Annotated in this window: 12 protein-coding genes and 1 pseudogene; 12 read left to right on the top strand and 1 reads right to left on the bottom strand. The window is 70.4% G+C overall.

The features are described 5' to 3' along the window. Nucleotides 1-42: 42 nt before the first annotated feature. Nucleotides 43-981: an aldo/keto reductase gene (locus AB0M46_RS41455; protein WP_363345403.1), complete on the bottom strand. Its 939-nt coding sequence runs from the start codon at nt 979-981 to the stop codon at nt 43-45. A gap of 67 nt (nt 982-1048) precedes the next feature. Here AB0M46_RS41455 and mqnC point away from each other — a divergent pair, with 67 nt between their 5' ends. The 12 genes and pseudogenes from mqnC to AB0M46_RS41395 form a co-directional block, all read left to right on the top strand. After that, nucleotides 1049-2287 carry a cyclic dehypoxanthinyl futalosine synthase gene (mqnC, locus tag AB0M46_RS41450; RefSeq protein ID WP_363345376.1) on the top strand — a complete coding sequence of 413 codons (1239 nt, stop codon included), beginning with the start codon at nt 1049-1051 and terminating at the stop codon, nt 2285-2287. Further along, entirely contained in the window at nt 2284-2976 is a 693-nt protein-coding gene (locus AB0M46_RS41445; RefSeq protein ID WP_363345375.1) for a demethylmenaquinone methyltransferase, read from the top strand. Before mqnC ends, AB0M46_RS41445 begins: the two co-directional genes overlap by 4 nt. A 202-nt stretch (nt 2977-3178) precedes the next feature. Continuing rightward, on the top strand, nt 3179-3577 hold the full coding sequence (gene tnpA, locus AB0M46_RS41440) for an IS200/IS605 family transposase (protein WP_363345374.1): 399 nt from the start codon (nt 3179-3181) through the stop codon (nt 3575-3577). Next, complete coding sequence (locus tag AB0M46_RS41435; RefSeq protein WP_363345373.1) at nt 3578-4795, top strand: transposase; 1218 nt, start codon at nt 3578-3580, stop codon at nt 4793-4795. Nucleotides 4796-5639: 844 nt separating this feature from the next. Further along, nucleotides 5640-6914: a geranylgeranyl reductase family protein gene (locus tag AB0M46_RS41430; protein ID WP_363345402.1), complete on the top strand. Its 1275-nt coding sequence runs from the start codon at nt 5640-5642 to the stop codon at nt 6912-6914. Nucleotides 6915-7061: 147 nt separating this feature from the next. Then, on the top strand, nt 7062-7427 hold the full coding sequence (locus tag AB0M46_RS41425; protein ID WP_363345372.1) for an NADH-quinone oxidoreductase subunit A: 366 nt from the start codon (nt 7062-7064) through the stop codon (nt 7425-7427). A gap of 3 nt (nt 7428-7430) precedes the next feature. After that, nucleotides 7431-8102, top strand: coding sequence for an NADH-quinone oxidoreductase subunit B family protein (locus AB0M46_RS41420; protein WP_363345371.1), 672 nt, complete (start codon nt 7431-7433; stop codon nt 8100-8102). Nucleotides 8103-8164: 62 nt separating this feature from the next. Beyond that, complete coding sequence (locus tag AB0M46_RS41415) at nt 8165-8785, top strand: NADH-quinone oxidoreductase subunit C (protein WP_363345401.1); 621 nt, start codon at nt 8165-8167, stop codon at nt 8783-8785. Next, nucleotides 8782-10098: an NADH-quinone oxidoreductase subunit D gene (locus AB0M46_RS41410; RefSeq protein ID WP_363345370.1), complete on the top strand. Its 1317-nt coding sequence runs from the start codon at nt 8782-8784 to the stop codon at nt 10096-10098. Before AB0M46_RS41415 ends, AB0M46_RS41410 begins: the two co-directional genes overlap by 4 nt. Beyond that, nucleotides 10098-10787, top strand: a pseudogene (gene nuoE, locus AB0M46_RS41405) (NADH-quinone oxidoreductase subunit NuoE); the annotation flags it as partial. The gene AB0M46_RS41410 and the pseudogene nuoE, both read left to right, overlap by 1 nt. Nucleotides 10788-10792: 5 nt before the next feature. Then, nucleotides 10793-12109 (top strand): NADH-quinone oxidoreductase subunit NuoF, encoded by a 1317-nt coding sequence (gene nuoF, locus AB0M46_RS41400; protein WP_363345369.1) that lies wholly within the window; start codon nt 10793-10795, stop codon nt 12107-12109. Next, a partial coding sequence (locus AB0M46_RS41395) for an NADH-quinone oxidoreductase subunit G (RefSeq protein ID WP_363345368.1) occupies nt 12109-14213 on the top strand: 2105 nt, incomplete at its 3' end. The genes nuoF and AB0M46_RS41395, both read left to right, overlap by 1 nt.

The raw sequence follows: 14213 nt of genomic DNA, 5'->3' as shown, positions 1-14213 counted from the left end.
AGAGCCGGGAGCCCCGCCAAGGGCTCCCGGCTCAGCCACGATCTAGATGCCGGCCAGCTCGGCCAGGTCCTGCTCGGTCGGCTGCCACGCGGCCGCCGCGGCGTTGGCCGCCACCTGCTCGGCCGTGGTCGCGCCGGCGATCACGCTGGCCACCGCCGGCTTGGCGGCCAGGCCGCCGATCGCGACGCTCAGCAGGTCGAGCCCGCGCCGCTCGCCGAAGGCCGCGAGGCGCTCGATGCGCTCCCACGGCGCTTCGGCCAGGACCTGCCCGAAGCCCTCGCCGGCCAGCCGGGTGCCGGGCGGAGGGGCGTCGCCGCGGCGGTACTTCCCGGTCAGCAGGCCCAGCTCCAGCGGGAAGTAGGGGAGCAGACCGAGGCCGAAGCGCTCCAGTGCCGGCACCAGATCCGCTTCCACGCCGCGGTCGAGCAGCGAGTAGCGGTTCTGCGCGCTCACGAACGGGGTCAGGTGGGAGGTTTGGGCGATCCAGGCCGCGTCGGCGGTCTGCCAGCCGGAGAAGTTGGAGTGCCCGATGTAGCGGACCTTGCCCGCCCGCACCAGGTCGTCGAGCGCGGCGAGCGTCTCCTCGAGCGGGGTCTGCGGGTCGGGCCGGTGGATCTGGTACAGGTCGATGTAGTCGGTGCCGAGCCGGCGCAGCGAGGCCTCGGCGGCCTGCACGATGTAGCGCCGGCCGCCGCGGGCGCCCCAGTCCGGCCCGTTCTGCCCGTGCGGGTCCATGCCGAACTTGGTGGCCACGATCGCCTCGTCGCGGCGGGCGCCGAGGGCGGCGCCGAGCGCCTTCTCCGAGGCGCCGGCCGGGTCGCCGTAGACGTCCGCGGTGTCGAAGAGCGTGATGCCGTGGTCGAGGGCGGCGCCGACGACCTGCGCCGCGCGGGACGCGTCGATGCGCCGCCCGAAGTTGTTGCAGCCGATGCCGACCACCGAGACGGTGAGGCCCGAGCGCCCGAGGCGCCGGTAGCGCATGTCAGTCACTCTCGTGATCCTAGGCACGCCCGCTCGACGCGGAAGCGGCTCTGGGTACGCTCTGGGTGTGACGCATGCGGTGATCAGCGAGATTCTGCAGCGTGCCGCGGACGGCGGGCGGATCGGCCCGGACGAGGCGCTGCTGCTCTACACGGACGCCCCGTTCCACGAGCTCGGCGAGGCCGCCGACACGGTGCGCCGCCGTCGCTACCCGGACAACATCGTCACCTACATCATCGACCGCAACATCAACTACACCAACGTCTGCGTGACGGCCTGCAAGTTCTGCGCCTTCTACCGCGCGCCGAAGCACGCCGAGGGCTGGACCCACGACACCGGGGAGATCCTGCGCCGCTGCGCGGAGGCGGTCGACCTCGGCGCCACGCAGGTGATGCTGCAGGGCGGGCACCACCCGGAATACGGCGTCGAGTACTACGAGTCGCTGTTCTCCGCCGTGCACGCCGAGTTCCCCGACCTGGTCATCCACTCGATCGGGCCGTCCGAGGTGCTGCACATGGCCAAGGTCTCCGACGTCTCGATCGACGAGGCCATCACCCGGATCAAGGCGGCCGGCCTGGCCTCGATCGCCGGGGCCGGCGCGGAGATGCTGCCGGACCGCCCGCGCAAGGCGATCGCCCCGCTCAAGGAGTCCGGCGCCCGCTGGCTGGAGGTCATGGCGGCGGCGCACCGGCAGGGCGTCTCCTCGACCGCCACGATGATGATGGGCACCGGCGAGACCAACGCCGAGCGCATCGAGCACCTGCGGCTGATCCGGGAGGTGCAGGACCTGGCCGTGGCCAACGGCTACTCCGTCGAGGCCGACCTAGCCGGAACGGTTGGTGGGTTCCGCTCCTTCATCCCGTGGACCTACCAGCCGGAGAACAACCACCTCAAGGGGCGCACGCAGGCCACCAGCCTGGAGTACCTGCGGCTGGTCGCGGTCGCCCGGCTCTTCTTCGACAACATCCCCCACCTGCAGTCGAGCTGGCTCACGACGGGCAAGGACGTCGGCCAGGTCTCCCTGCACCTCGGCGTCGACGACCTGGGCTCGATCATGCTGGAGGAGAACGTAATCTCCTCCGCCGGCGCCCGGCACCGCTCCCGCCTCACCGAGCTGGTCCAGATGATCCGCGGCGCCGACCGCATCCCGGCGCAGCGGGACACGCAGTACCGGCACATGAAGGTCCACTGGACCGAGGCCGACGACCCGACCGACGATCGCGTGCAGTCCCACTTCTCCTCGATCGCCATCCCGGGCGGCGGCACGGGCCGCTCGCTCCCGCTCACCCCGGCGGCCTCGAAATGAGCCGCGCCTCCCTGGACAAGGAGCCGCACGAGGTCGCGGCGATGTTCGACGGCGTGGCCCGCCGCTACGACCTGACCAACACCGTCATGTCGGCCGGCCGCGACCGCATGTGGCGCCGCGAGACCCGCATGGCCCTGGACCTCAAGCCCGGCGAGACGGTCCTCGACCTGGGCGCCGGCACCGGCGTGTCGACCTCCGAGCTGGCCCGCTCCGGCGCGCTCGCGGTCGGCGCGGACATCTCGGTCGGCATGCTGCAGGCGGGCCACGAGAAGCGCCCGGAGGTTCCCCTCCTGGCCGCCGACGCCCTCCACCTGCCCTTCGCCGACGCCACCTTCGACGCGGTCACCATCTCCTTCGCGCTGCGCAACATCGCCGACACGGACGCCGCCCTCGCCGAGATGGCCCGCGTGACCAAGCCGGGCGGCCGCCTGGTGGTGTGCGAGTTCAGCAGCCCGACGTGGCGGCCGTTCCGGACCGTCTACCAGGGCTACCTGGTCGGCGCCATCCCGCAGATCGCCAAGCGGGTGTCGAGCAACCCGGACGCCTACGTGTACCTCGCCGAGTCCATCCGCGCCTGGCCGGACCAGGCGGGCCTGGCCGCGCGCATCGCGGCGAACGGGTGGCGCAAGGTGGCCTGGCGCAACCTGACGGGCGGCGTGGTGGCCATGCATCGGGGCTTCCGGATCTAGCTCGGGGGCTTTGCCCCGAAAAGTCGGGCGCTGGCGCGCCACGACTTTTCGGATTTATACCCCGGCGGGCGGAAGGTCCGATTACTCGCTATTCCGGGCGCTTGATCGAAATGCGTAGCGCGCAGACCCCCGGCTTTAGCCGTGGGGTTAGCGCATCAACCCCGCACAATCAGTAGGTAGCCGCCTGCTGTATAGTGTCCATGTGGCCGTTACGCTGCGGTCGAACAGCAGCGTCGTCTTCCAGTGCGCCTTCCACGTGGTGTGGTGCTCGAAGTACCGGCGTCGGGTACTCGGTGGCCGGATCGAGGAACGACTCAAGCAGCTCGTCCGCGAAGTTGTCGAGGAAAGAGGGGCGTGGCTGGCGGCCCTGGAGGTCATGCCCGACCACGTACACCTGCTCGTCGAGGTCGACCCGCAGTACGGCGTCCACAAGCTGGTCAAGGCGATCAAGGGCCGCACGTCGCGTGTCCTGCGCGAGGAGTTCTCCTCGCTGAAGTCCCGGCTGCCGACGCTGTGGACGAACTCGTACTTTGTGGCCACCACGGGCGGCGCACCGCTCGCGGCGGTCAAGCGGTACGTTGAGCAGCAGAAGAGTCGCTGAATGCTGACTGGTCGCCGTTACCTCCTCGCCTTCACGCCAGAGCAGGCCGCCTACGCCGAGCAGGTCGGCGCAGCCTGTCGGGCGGTGTGGAATACCGGCCTGGAGCAACGCCGCGAGTACCGCCGCCGCGGCGCGTACATCTCCTATGTGGAGCAGGCCCGGCAAATGGCGCAGGCCAAGAAGGACCCGGCCTGCGCGTGGCTGGCCGACGCCCCGTCTCACACGCTCCAGCAGGCCCTGCGCGACCTGGACCGGGCGTGCCGCGAGCACGGCACCTGGAAGGTGCGGTGGCGGTCCAAGACGCGCACGGCGCCGTCGTTCCGGTTTCCCGACCCGAACCACATCACGGTGCGGCGCCTGAACCGGCGTTGGGGTGAGGTGCGCCTGCCGAAGTTCGGCCCAGTCCGGTTCCGCTGGACGCGCGCCATCGGCGGCACGATCCGCAACGCCACGGTGCTGCGCGAAGGCGGACGCTGGTACATCTCGTTCTGCGTCGAGGACGGCATCACCGAGGTTGCCCCCAGCGGGAAGCCGCCGGTCGGCATCGACCGAGGCGTGGCCGTTGCGGTCGCAACCTCCGATGGCGACCTGCACGACCGTGCCTTCGCCACCCCTGGCGAGGAGGGGCGGCTGAAGCGGTTGCAGCAACGCATGTCCCGGTCCCTGCGCACTCACGGAGGTAACCGTCGGTCAAAGCGCCGCGACGCGACCCGCGCCCAGCTTGGCCGACTCAACGCGCGTATCCGGGCACGCCGAGCCGACTTCGCCGCGCAGACCGCCGTGGCGCTCGTCCGAGACCACGGCCTGGTCGCCGTGGAAGACCTGCGGGTCAAGAACATGACGGCCAGCGCAAAGGGCACCACGGAGCAGCCCGGCCGCAACGTCCGCCAGAAGGCCGGACTGAACCGGGCGATTCTCGGCAAGGGCTGGGGCAGGTTCGTGCTGCAACTTGAACATGCGGCGCGCTACCACGGCGCGACCGTGGTCAAGGTCAACCCTGCGTTCACGTCGCAGACCTGTAACGCCTGCAAGCATGTCGCCCGGGGGTCCCGCGAGAGCCAAGCGGTCCTCCGGTGCGTCGCCTGCGGGCATCAGGACCACGCCGACGTGAACGCGGCGAAGAACATTCTGGCCGCCGGGCTGGCGGTCACCGGGCGTGGAGACCTCGGCATTGGCCGGTCTGTGAAGCGCCAACCATCCGATCGGCTCGCGGCGTGAACGCGTCAGCCACGGGAATCCCCCCGCCTTTAGGCATGGGGAGGAAGTCAACGACTATCCGGAGGCCGCCGGCTCGCATCGCCACGCCGGCACATCTGTGGGGCGCGCCTTTACTCCTCCGGCCTCCAGGACGGGTTGGGTCCTCCGATGCGGCTGAGTTCGGGTTGCCCCTCCGGTTGCGCCTCCGGCCGGTCGGGTCTTCCAATGCGGCCGAGGCCGCGGTGCCTCCCTCCGGTTGGGTCCTCCGATCTGGCTGAGGCTGGGGTGCCCTTCCGGTTGTGTGCCGTGGCCGGCCGGGTCCTCCGATGCCGACGAGGCTGCGGTGCCTCTCCATCGCTGCGGGGCCGGCTGACCTTTCTGCGCCGAGGGCGCCCCCCGGGGAAGAGTGCCGCCGCCCGCGAGCCTTCCGGCGCGGCGCGTCGGGCCCCGGGAATCCCCTCAAACCGGATATACGACCCGCCAGGCGAAAAGTCCGAAAAGTCGTGGCACGGAGTGCCCGACTTTTCGGTATAACCGCCGCCCTGCGTGTTTCGGGCGTTGGCCGACGTGGGGAACGCCACGTCCGGGACCGTCTCCAGCCGGATGACCAGGCCGGATAGCCGCGGAAAGCAAGCGGCGCCACTACGGAGAATTACCGTGCGGTAGCCATCCGTAGACGTACAAGCTATGCCTGTGGAGAACCCCACACGCGTGGGGCGGTAAGCCCGTCATGGTGACCGACCGGGTGAAAAATTAGGGTCGCCTTACCGACAGTGGGCCTGTTCACGGTTCTAGACTGCTCCACGGATGACTTTGTGAAGACTTTCACGAACGCTGAGTGAACGGTCAGGAGGTGGTGACGGACGTGACCGACATCGGCAAAGACGCGGACGTCATCGTCGTCGGCGCCGGGCCGGGTGGTTCCGCCGCGGCGTTCCACCTGGCCCGCCACGGGCTGCGGGTCCTGCTGCTGGAGAAGACCGAGTTTCCGCGCGAGAAGGTGTGCGGCGACGGGCTGACGCCCCGCGCGGTCAAGCAGCTGATCAAGATGGGCATCGACACCACCGAGGAGAAGGGCTGGCTGCGTAACCGCGGCCTGCGCGTCATCGGCGGCGGGGTGCGCCTCGAGCTGGACTGGCCCGATCTCGCCAGCTTCCCGGACTACGGGCTGACCCGGACCCGGATGGACTTCGACCACATGCTCGCCACCGCCGCGACCGACGCGGGCGCCGTGCTGCGGAGCGGGACGAACGTCACCGGGCCGATCCTGGACCGCACCGGGCGGGTCGTCGGGGTCACCGCGACGGGGCCCGGCAAGGAGCCGCTGGAGTTCCGTGCGCCGCTGACCATCGCCGCCGACGGGGTGTCCGGTCGGCTCGCCCTCGCGCTGGGCATCGCCAAGCGCGACGACCGGCCGATGGGCGTGGCGGTGCGGCAGTATTTCCGCAGCGAGAGCCGCCACGACGACGACTACCTGGAGTCCTGGCTCGAACTGCGCAGCCGGGAGTCCGGCGACGAGCTCCTGCCGGGCTACGGCTGGATCTTCGGGCTCGGCGACGGCCGGGTCAACGTCGGCCTGGGCGTGCTCAACAGCAGCGTCGCCTACGGCAAGACCAACTACAAGACGCTGCTCGCCGACTGGCTGGACAACACGCCGGCCGAGTGGGGCCTGTCCGACCCGGCCAACGCCGACGGCAAGGCCCAGGGGGCGGCGCTGCCGATGGGCTTCAACCGGGTGCCGCACTACTCCCGGGGCGTGCTGCTCGTCGGCGACACCGGTGGCATGGTCAACCCCTTCAACGGTGAGGGGATCGCCTACGCCATGGAGTCGGGCGAGCTGGCGGCGGAGATCGCCGTCCAGGCGATGGCCCGCCCGCAGGGCACCGCGCGCGAGCGGGTGCTCGCCAACTACCCCACCGAGCTCAAGGCCCGCTACGGCGGTTACTACCGGCTCGGCAACGTGTTCGTGAAGCTCATCGGCAATCCGCAGGTGATGCGGATCGCCACGAAGCACGGCATGCCACACCCAACCCTCATGCGGTTCGTGCTGAAGCTCCTCGCCAACCTCACCGACCCCCGAGGCGGCGACGCGATGGACCGCGTGATCAACGCGATGACCCGGCTGGCGCCAGCCGCCTGATCATTAAAGGCACTGGCCAAAGCCACATTTGGAGTGCCCCGGACGAAGCCGTCCAGCCATTACCGAATAGTGTTAAACCGGATACAGCATGAGTGGTCCCCTGGGGCTGACGGCCTCACGGGCTCGCCGAAAGGACGGAGCAGCACGATGTCGCTCGCGCCGTACGTACCGATCATCGGGCTCCTCGCCCTCGCCGCCGCGTTCGCCCTGTTCTCGGTCGCGGTCGCGCCCTTCGTGGGGCCGCGCCGCTTCAACAAGGCGAAGCTGGACGCCTACGAGTGCGGCATCGAACCCACCCCGCAGCCCGTCGGCGGAGGCCGCTTCCCGGTCAAGTTCTACCTGACCGCGATGCTGTTCATCGTCTTCGACATCGAGATCATCTTCCTGTACCCGTGGGCCGTGAACTTCGACGCGCTCGGCCTCTTCGGGTTCGTGGAGATGGTGCTGTTCATCGTCACCGTGTTCGTCGCGTTCGCCTACGTCTGGCGCCGCGGCGGGCTGGATTGGGACTGAGTCATGGGCATCGAGGAAAAGGTACCGACCGGCGTCCTGCTGACGACCGTCGAGAAGCTGGTGAACTGGTCGCGCAAGGCCAGCTTCTGGCCGGCCACCTTCGGTCTGGCCTGCTGCGCCATCGAGATGATGGCGACCGGCGCCGCGCGCTACGACCTGGCGCGCTTCGGCATGGAGGTCTTCCGGGCCAGCCCCCGCCAGGCCGACCTGATGATCGTCGCCGGCCGGGTGAGCCAGAAGATGGCCCCGGTCCTGCGCCAGATCTACGACCAGATGCCGGAGCCCAAGTGGGTGCTCTCCATGGGCGTCTGCGCCTCCAGCGGCGGCATGTTCAACAACTACGCGATCGTCCAGGGCGTGGACCACATCGTCCCCGTGGACATGTACCTGCCGGGCTGCCCGCCGCGGCCGGAGATGCTCATCGACGCCATCCTGCGCCTGCACGACAAGGTCATGGCCGAGCCGCTGGGTGACCGGCGCCGGCGGGCGATCGAGGCGCGGATCGAGCGCGAGGGCGCGCCGGTGGTGGCCCCGGGCGCGATGCCGTCGAGCTACCGCTTCGACAAGGCCAAGCGCGCCGAGTGGACCAAGGCCGCCGCCCAGGGCCGCGAGGAGCAGCTGCGCATCCAGAAGTGGATGGAAGAGCGGGCGAACTTGTCCGGAGGATCGAAGTGACTGAAGTAGAGCCGGTCGGCGCCGCCGCCCAGACGCCGCCGTCGGGCGCGGCCGGGCGTGGCATGTTCGGCGTGCAGGGCACCGGCGACACCTCGGGCTTCGGCGGCCTGCGCCGCCGGCGCGCGGTGGAGCTCGACTCCCCGCGCCCCTTCGGCGGCGAGTTCGACGAGGTCGTCGACGCCCTGGAGGAGGCCTACCCCGGCTTCGACGACGCGATCGAGCGGATCGTGGTCGACCGTGGCGAGCTCACGCTGCACATCCTGCCGGAGCGCATCGCCGAGGTCTGCCAGGCGATGCGGGACGACCCGGCGCTGCGCTTCGAGCTGTGCTCCTCGGTGTCCGGCGTGGACTACCTGGGCTCCGACGGCCGTCGGCTGCACGCGGTGTACCACCTGACCTCGATGACCTTCCGCCGCCGGATCCGTCTCGAGTGCGCGGTCACCGCCGAGGACCCGCACCTGCCGAGCGTCACGCAGATCTACCCGACCGCCGACTGGCAGGAGCGGGAGACGTACGACATGTTCGGCATCGTCTTCGACGGCCACCCGAACCTGACCCGGATCCTGATGCCGGACGACTGGGAAGGCTTCCCGCAGCGGAAGGACTACCCGCTCGGCGGCGTCCCGGTCGAGTACAAGGGTGCGGAGATCCCGCCGCCGGACCAGCGGAGGAGTTACCAGTGACCACCGACTACGCGGCCTCCCGCGAGACCACCGAGGGCCGGGTCTTCACCGTCACCGGAGGGGACTGGGACTCGGTCGTCAACGAGGCCGGCTCCGAAGAGCGCATCGTCGTCAACATGGGCCCGCAGCACCCGTCCACGCACGGCGTGCTCCGCCTGGTCCTCGAGCTCGAGGGCGAGACCGTCATCGAGGCGAGGACCGTCATCGGGTACCTCCACACGGGCATCGAGAAGAACCTGGAGTTCCGCAACTGGACCCAGGGCACCACGTTCGTGACCCGCATGGACTACCTGGCGCCGATCTTCAACGAGGCCGGCTACTGCATGGCGGTCGAGAAGCTGCTCGGCATCGAGGACCAGATCACCGACCGCGCCAACACGATCCGCGTGCTCATGATGGAGCTCAACCGGATCTCCTCCCACCTGGTCTGGCTCGCCACGACCGGCATGGAGCTCGGCGCCCTGTCGATGATGATCTACGGGTTCCGCGAGCGCGAGTACGTCCTCGACATCTTCGAGATGGTCACCGGCCTGCGGATGAACATGGCGTACGTCCGCCCGGGCGGCCTGGCCCAGGATCTCCCGGACGAGGCGGTCGTCAAGATCCGCGAGCTGCTCGGCTGGATGCCCGACCGCATCGACATGTACGAGGACCTGCTCTCCGGCAACACGATCTGGCGCGAGCGGACGCAGGGCGTCGCGGTGCTCGACGTGACCGGGTGCCTGGCGCTGGGCATCACCGGGCCGGTGCTGCGCTCGGCCGGGCTCGGCTGGGACCTGCGCAAGCAGCAGCCGTACTGCGGCTACGAGACCTACGACTTCGAGGTCCCCACCGAGTCGACCGGCGACGCCTGGGGCCGCTACAAGGTCCGGCTCAACGAGATGCGCCAGTCGCTGCGGATCGTCGAGCAGGCGCTGGACCGGCTGGAGCCGGGGCCGATCATGATCGCCGACAAGAAGATCTCGTGGCCCGCGCAGCTCGCGGTGGGCGGCGACGGCCTGGGCAACTCCCTCGAGCACGTCGCGAAGATCATGGGCCAGTCGATGGAGGCCCTGATCCACCACTTCAAGCTCGTGACCGAGGGCTTCCGGGTGCCGGCCGGCCAGGTCTACGTGCCGATCGAGGCGCCCCGCGGCGAGCTCGGCGTGCACGCGGTCTCCGACGGTGGCACGCGCCCGTTCCGGGTGCACTACCGGGAGCCCAGCTTCGTCAACCTGCAGGCGATCCCGGCGATGGCGGAGGGTGGCCTGCTGGCCGACGTCATCGTGGGCGGCGCCTCGCTCGACCCCGTCATGGGTGGGTGTGATCGTTAATGGCGTTCAGTGAGGTCACGCGCGAGCGCGCGCAGCAGATCATCGCGCGCTACCCCGAGGGCCGCTCGCGCTCCGCGCTCCTGCCGCTGCTGCACCTGGTGCAGTCGGAGGAGGGGTACGTCTCCCCGGACGGCGTCGCCTTCTGCGCCGAGATCCTGGGGATCACCAAGGCCCAGGTGGGCGCGGTCGCGACGTTCTACACCATGTACAAGCGCAAGCCGACCGGCGACTGGCTGGTGAGCGTCTGCACGAACACGATGTGCGGCGTGCTCGGCGGCGACCAGGCCTATCAAGCGCTAAGCGATTACCTGGGTGTCGGGCACGACGAGACGACGGCCGACGGCAAGATCACCCTCGAGCATGCCGAGTGCCTCGCGGCCTGCGACTACGCGCCGGTCATGACGGTCAACTACGAGTTCTTCGACCAGGTGACCGACGAGACCGCGCTGTCGCTGGTCAAGCAGCTGCAGAACGGCGACCGGCCGCAGCCCTCCCGCGGCACCCGGCTCTGCACGCTCAAGGAGATGGCGGTGCAGCTCGCGGGCTTCGCCGACGACCGGGGCGACGACGTCATCGCCGACGGGCCGGCCGGGGAGCCGACGCTCTCCGGTAATCGCCTGGCCGAGCGCTTCGGGATCGCGGTGCCGGGCTTCGACCCGGAGACGCCCATCGCCAAGAAGGACGAGGCGAAGTCATGACGTACCAGCCCTCGCAGGAGTCGCTGTCGAAGCTCACGCCGGTGCTGACCAAGCGCTGGCTGTCGCCGGACGCGTGGAAGATCGACGTGTACGAGCGGCTCGACGGCTACACGGCGTTGCGCAAGGCGCTCAAGGCCCACCCGGACGACCTCATCCAGCTGGTCAAGGACTCGGGCCTGCGCGGCCGCGGCGGCGCCGGCTTCCCGACCGGCATGAAGTGGGGCTTCATCCCGCAGAACGACGGCAAGCCGCACTACCTCGTGGTCAACGCCGACGAGGGCGAGCCGGGCACCTGCAAGGACCTGCCGCTGATGATGGCCGACCCGCACGCGCTGGTCGAGGGCGTCATCATCGCCTCGTACGCCATCCGCGCCAACTTCGCCGCGATCTACATCCGCGGCGAGGCGGTGCACGCGGCCCGCCGGCTGCGCGCGGCCGTCCAGCAGGCCTACGCCAAGGGGTACCTCGGCAAGAACATCCTCGGCAGCGGCTTCTCCCTGGACCTGGTCGTGCACAGCGGCGCCGGCGCGTACATCTGCGGCGAGGAGACCGCGCTGCTCGACTCGCTGGAGGGCTACCGCGGCCAGCCCCGGCTCCGGCCGCCCTTCCCGGCGACGCACGGCCTCTACGCCTCGCCCACGGTCGTCAACAACGTCGAGACGATCGCGAGCGTGCCGTACATCGTGCTCGGCGGCTCCGCCTGGTTCCGCAGCATGGGCACCGAGAAGTCGCCGGGCCCGAAGATCTACTCGATCTCCGGCCGGGTGAACCACCCCGGGCAGTACGAGTGCGGTCTCGGCGTCACGCTGCGGCAGCTCGTCGACCTGGCCGGCGGCATGCAGCCCGGACACAAGATCAAGTTCTGGACGCCGGGCGGCTCCTCGACGCCGATGCTCACCGACGAGCACCTCGACACGCCGCTGGACTTCGAGGGCATGGCCGGGGTCGGCACGATGCTCGGCACCACCGCCGTGCAGGTCTTCTCCGACCAGGACGACATCGTCTACGCCACCTACCGCTGGATCGCGTTCTACCACCACGAGTCCTGCGGCAAGTGCACGCCGTGCCGCGAGGGCAACTACTGGATGGTCCGCATCCTGCACCGCATCCTGGCCGGTCAGGGCACCCACCAGGACCTCGATACGCTGCTGGACGCCTGCGACAACCTGCTGGGCCGCTCGTTCTGCGCGCTCGGCGACGGCGCGACCAGCCCGGTGACGTCCTCGATCAAGTACTTCAAGCAGGACTACCTGGACTACATCGAGGGCCGCAAGGCGCCGATGTTCCACGGCGAGCTCGTAGGAGCCCACTAATGACCGACGTTGCACCGAAGGTCGATCTCGTCAAGCTGACGATCGACGGCGTCGAGGTGGAGGTGCCCAAGGGCACGCTCGTGATCCGGGCCGCCGAGCAGATCGGCATCTCCATCCCGCGCTTCTGCGACCACCCGCTGCTGGCCCCGGCCGGCGCCTGCCGCCAGTGCCTGGTCGACGTCGAGGGCCAGCGCAAGCCGGTCGCCTCGTGCACCCAGCCGGTGGCCGAGGGCATGGTGGTCAAGACCCAGATGACCTCCGACGTGGCCAAGAAGGCCCAAGAGGGCATCATGGAGTTCCTCCTGATCAACCACCCGCTCGACTGCCCGGTCTGCGACAAGGGCGGCGAGTGCCCCCTGCAGAACCAGGCGATGAGCAACGGGCAGGCCGAGTCCCGGTTCGTGGAGCACAAGCGGGAGTACCCCAAGCCGCTGCCGATCAGCACCCAGGTGCTGCTCGACCGCGAGCGCTGCGTGCTGTGCCAGCGCTGCACCCGCTTCTCCGACGAGATCGCCGGCGACAAGTTCATCGACCTGATGGAGCGCTCGTCCAACGAGCAGATCGGCGTCTTCCGCGGCGACCCCGACTCGCCCGAGACGGACGCGCCGTTCAACAGCTACTTCTCCGGCAACACCATCCAGATCTGCCCGGTCGGCGCGCTGACCAGCTCGCAGTACCGCTTCCGCGCCCGCCCCTTCGACCTGGTGTCCACGCCCAGCACCTGCGAGCACTGCGCCGCGGGCTGCGACCAGCGGGCCGACCACCGCCGGGGCAAGGTCATGCGCCGCCTCGCCGGCGACGACCCGGCGGTCAACGAGGAGTGGAACTGCGACAAGGGGCGCTTCGCGTTCCAGTACGTCACGGCCACCGACCGCCTCACCACCCCGCTGGTGCGCGACCGCAAGACCGGCGAGCTGCGCACGGCCAGCTGGCCGGAGGCGCTGACGGTGGCGGCCGAGGGGCTCGCCGCGGCGAAGGCCAAGGGCGGCGTCGGGGTCCTGACCGGCGGCCGGCTGACCGTCGAGGACGCCTACGCCTACTCCAAGTTCGCCCGGGTGGCGCTCGGCACCAACGACATCGACTTCCGCGCCCGGCCGCTGTCGGCGGAGGAGACCGAGTTCCTCGGCTCCCACGTCGTCGGGCAGGTCGACGTGACCTATGCGGACATCGAGAAGGCCCCCGCGGTGGTCTTCGTCGGGCTGGAGCCCGAGGAGGAGTGCCCGATCATCTTCCTGAGGACCCGCAAGGCGTACCTCAAGCGGGCCCTGCCGAGCTTCGCGGTGGCCCCGTTCGTGAGCCGCGGCTTCGCCAAGCTCGGCTCGACCGTCCTGCTGACCGCACCGGGCGCCGAGGCGGAGGTGCTCGGCCAGTCCGAGCAGCTGCGCGAGGCGCTCTCGGCCGAGGGCGCGATCCTCTTCGTCGGCGAGCGGCTGGCCAGCGTGCCCGGCGGCCTGTCCGCCGCGGCCCGGCTGGCCGAGTCCACCGGCGCCCGGCTGGCCTGGGTGCCGCGCCGGGCCGGCGACCGGGGCGCGGTCGAGGCCGGCGTCCTGCCGACCCTGCTCCCCGGCGGCCGCCAGGTCTTCGACCCGGCCGCGCGCGGCGAGGTCGCCATCGCCTGGTCGCTCGACGCGGGCGTGCTGCCCAGCGCCTCGGGCCGCGACACCGACGGCATCGTCGCCGCCGCCCGCGAGGGCCGGCTCGGCGCGCTGGTCGTCGGCGGCGTCGACCCGGCCGACCTGGCCGACCCGATCGCCGCCGAGGAGGCCCTCGACAAGGTCGGCTTCCTGGTCAGCCTCGAGCTGCGGATGAGCGCGGTGTCCAAGCGGGCCGACGTGGTCCTGCCGATCGCCCCGGCGGTCGAGAAGGCCGGCTCCTACGTCAACTGGGAGGGCCGGGTCCGCCCGTTCGGCACGGTGCTGAAGACCCAGGCCATGAGCGACGCCCGCGTGCTCGACGCGCTGGGCCGCGAGCTCGGCGTCCAGCTCGGCGTCGGCGACGTGGCCGCGGTCCGCGCGCAGCTGGCGGCGCTCGCCCAGCTGCCGCTGCCCGGCACGGTCTCGACCGGCGCGATCGGCAACGAGCTCCCGGGCGTCGCGCGCGGCAC

Origin of the sequence: Dactylosporangium sp. NPDC051485, from assembly GCF_040682015.1 — a bacterium.
In the GTDB taxonomy this organism is placed as follows: Bacteria; Actinomycetota; Actinomycetes; order Mycobacteriales; family Micromonosporaceae; genus Dactylosporangium.
Note: the sequence above shows the minus strand (reverse complement) of the source record. Positions and strands in the feature narration are given on the sequence as shown.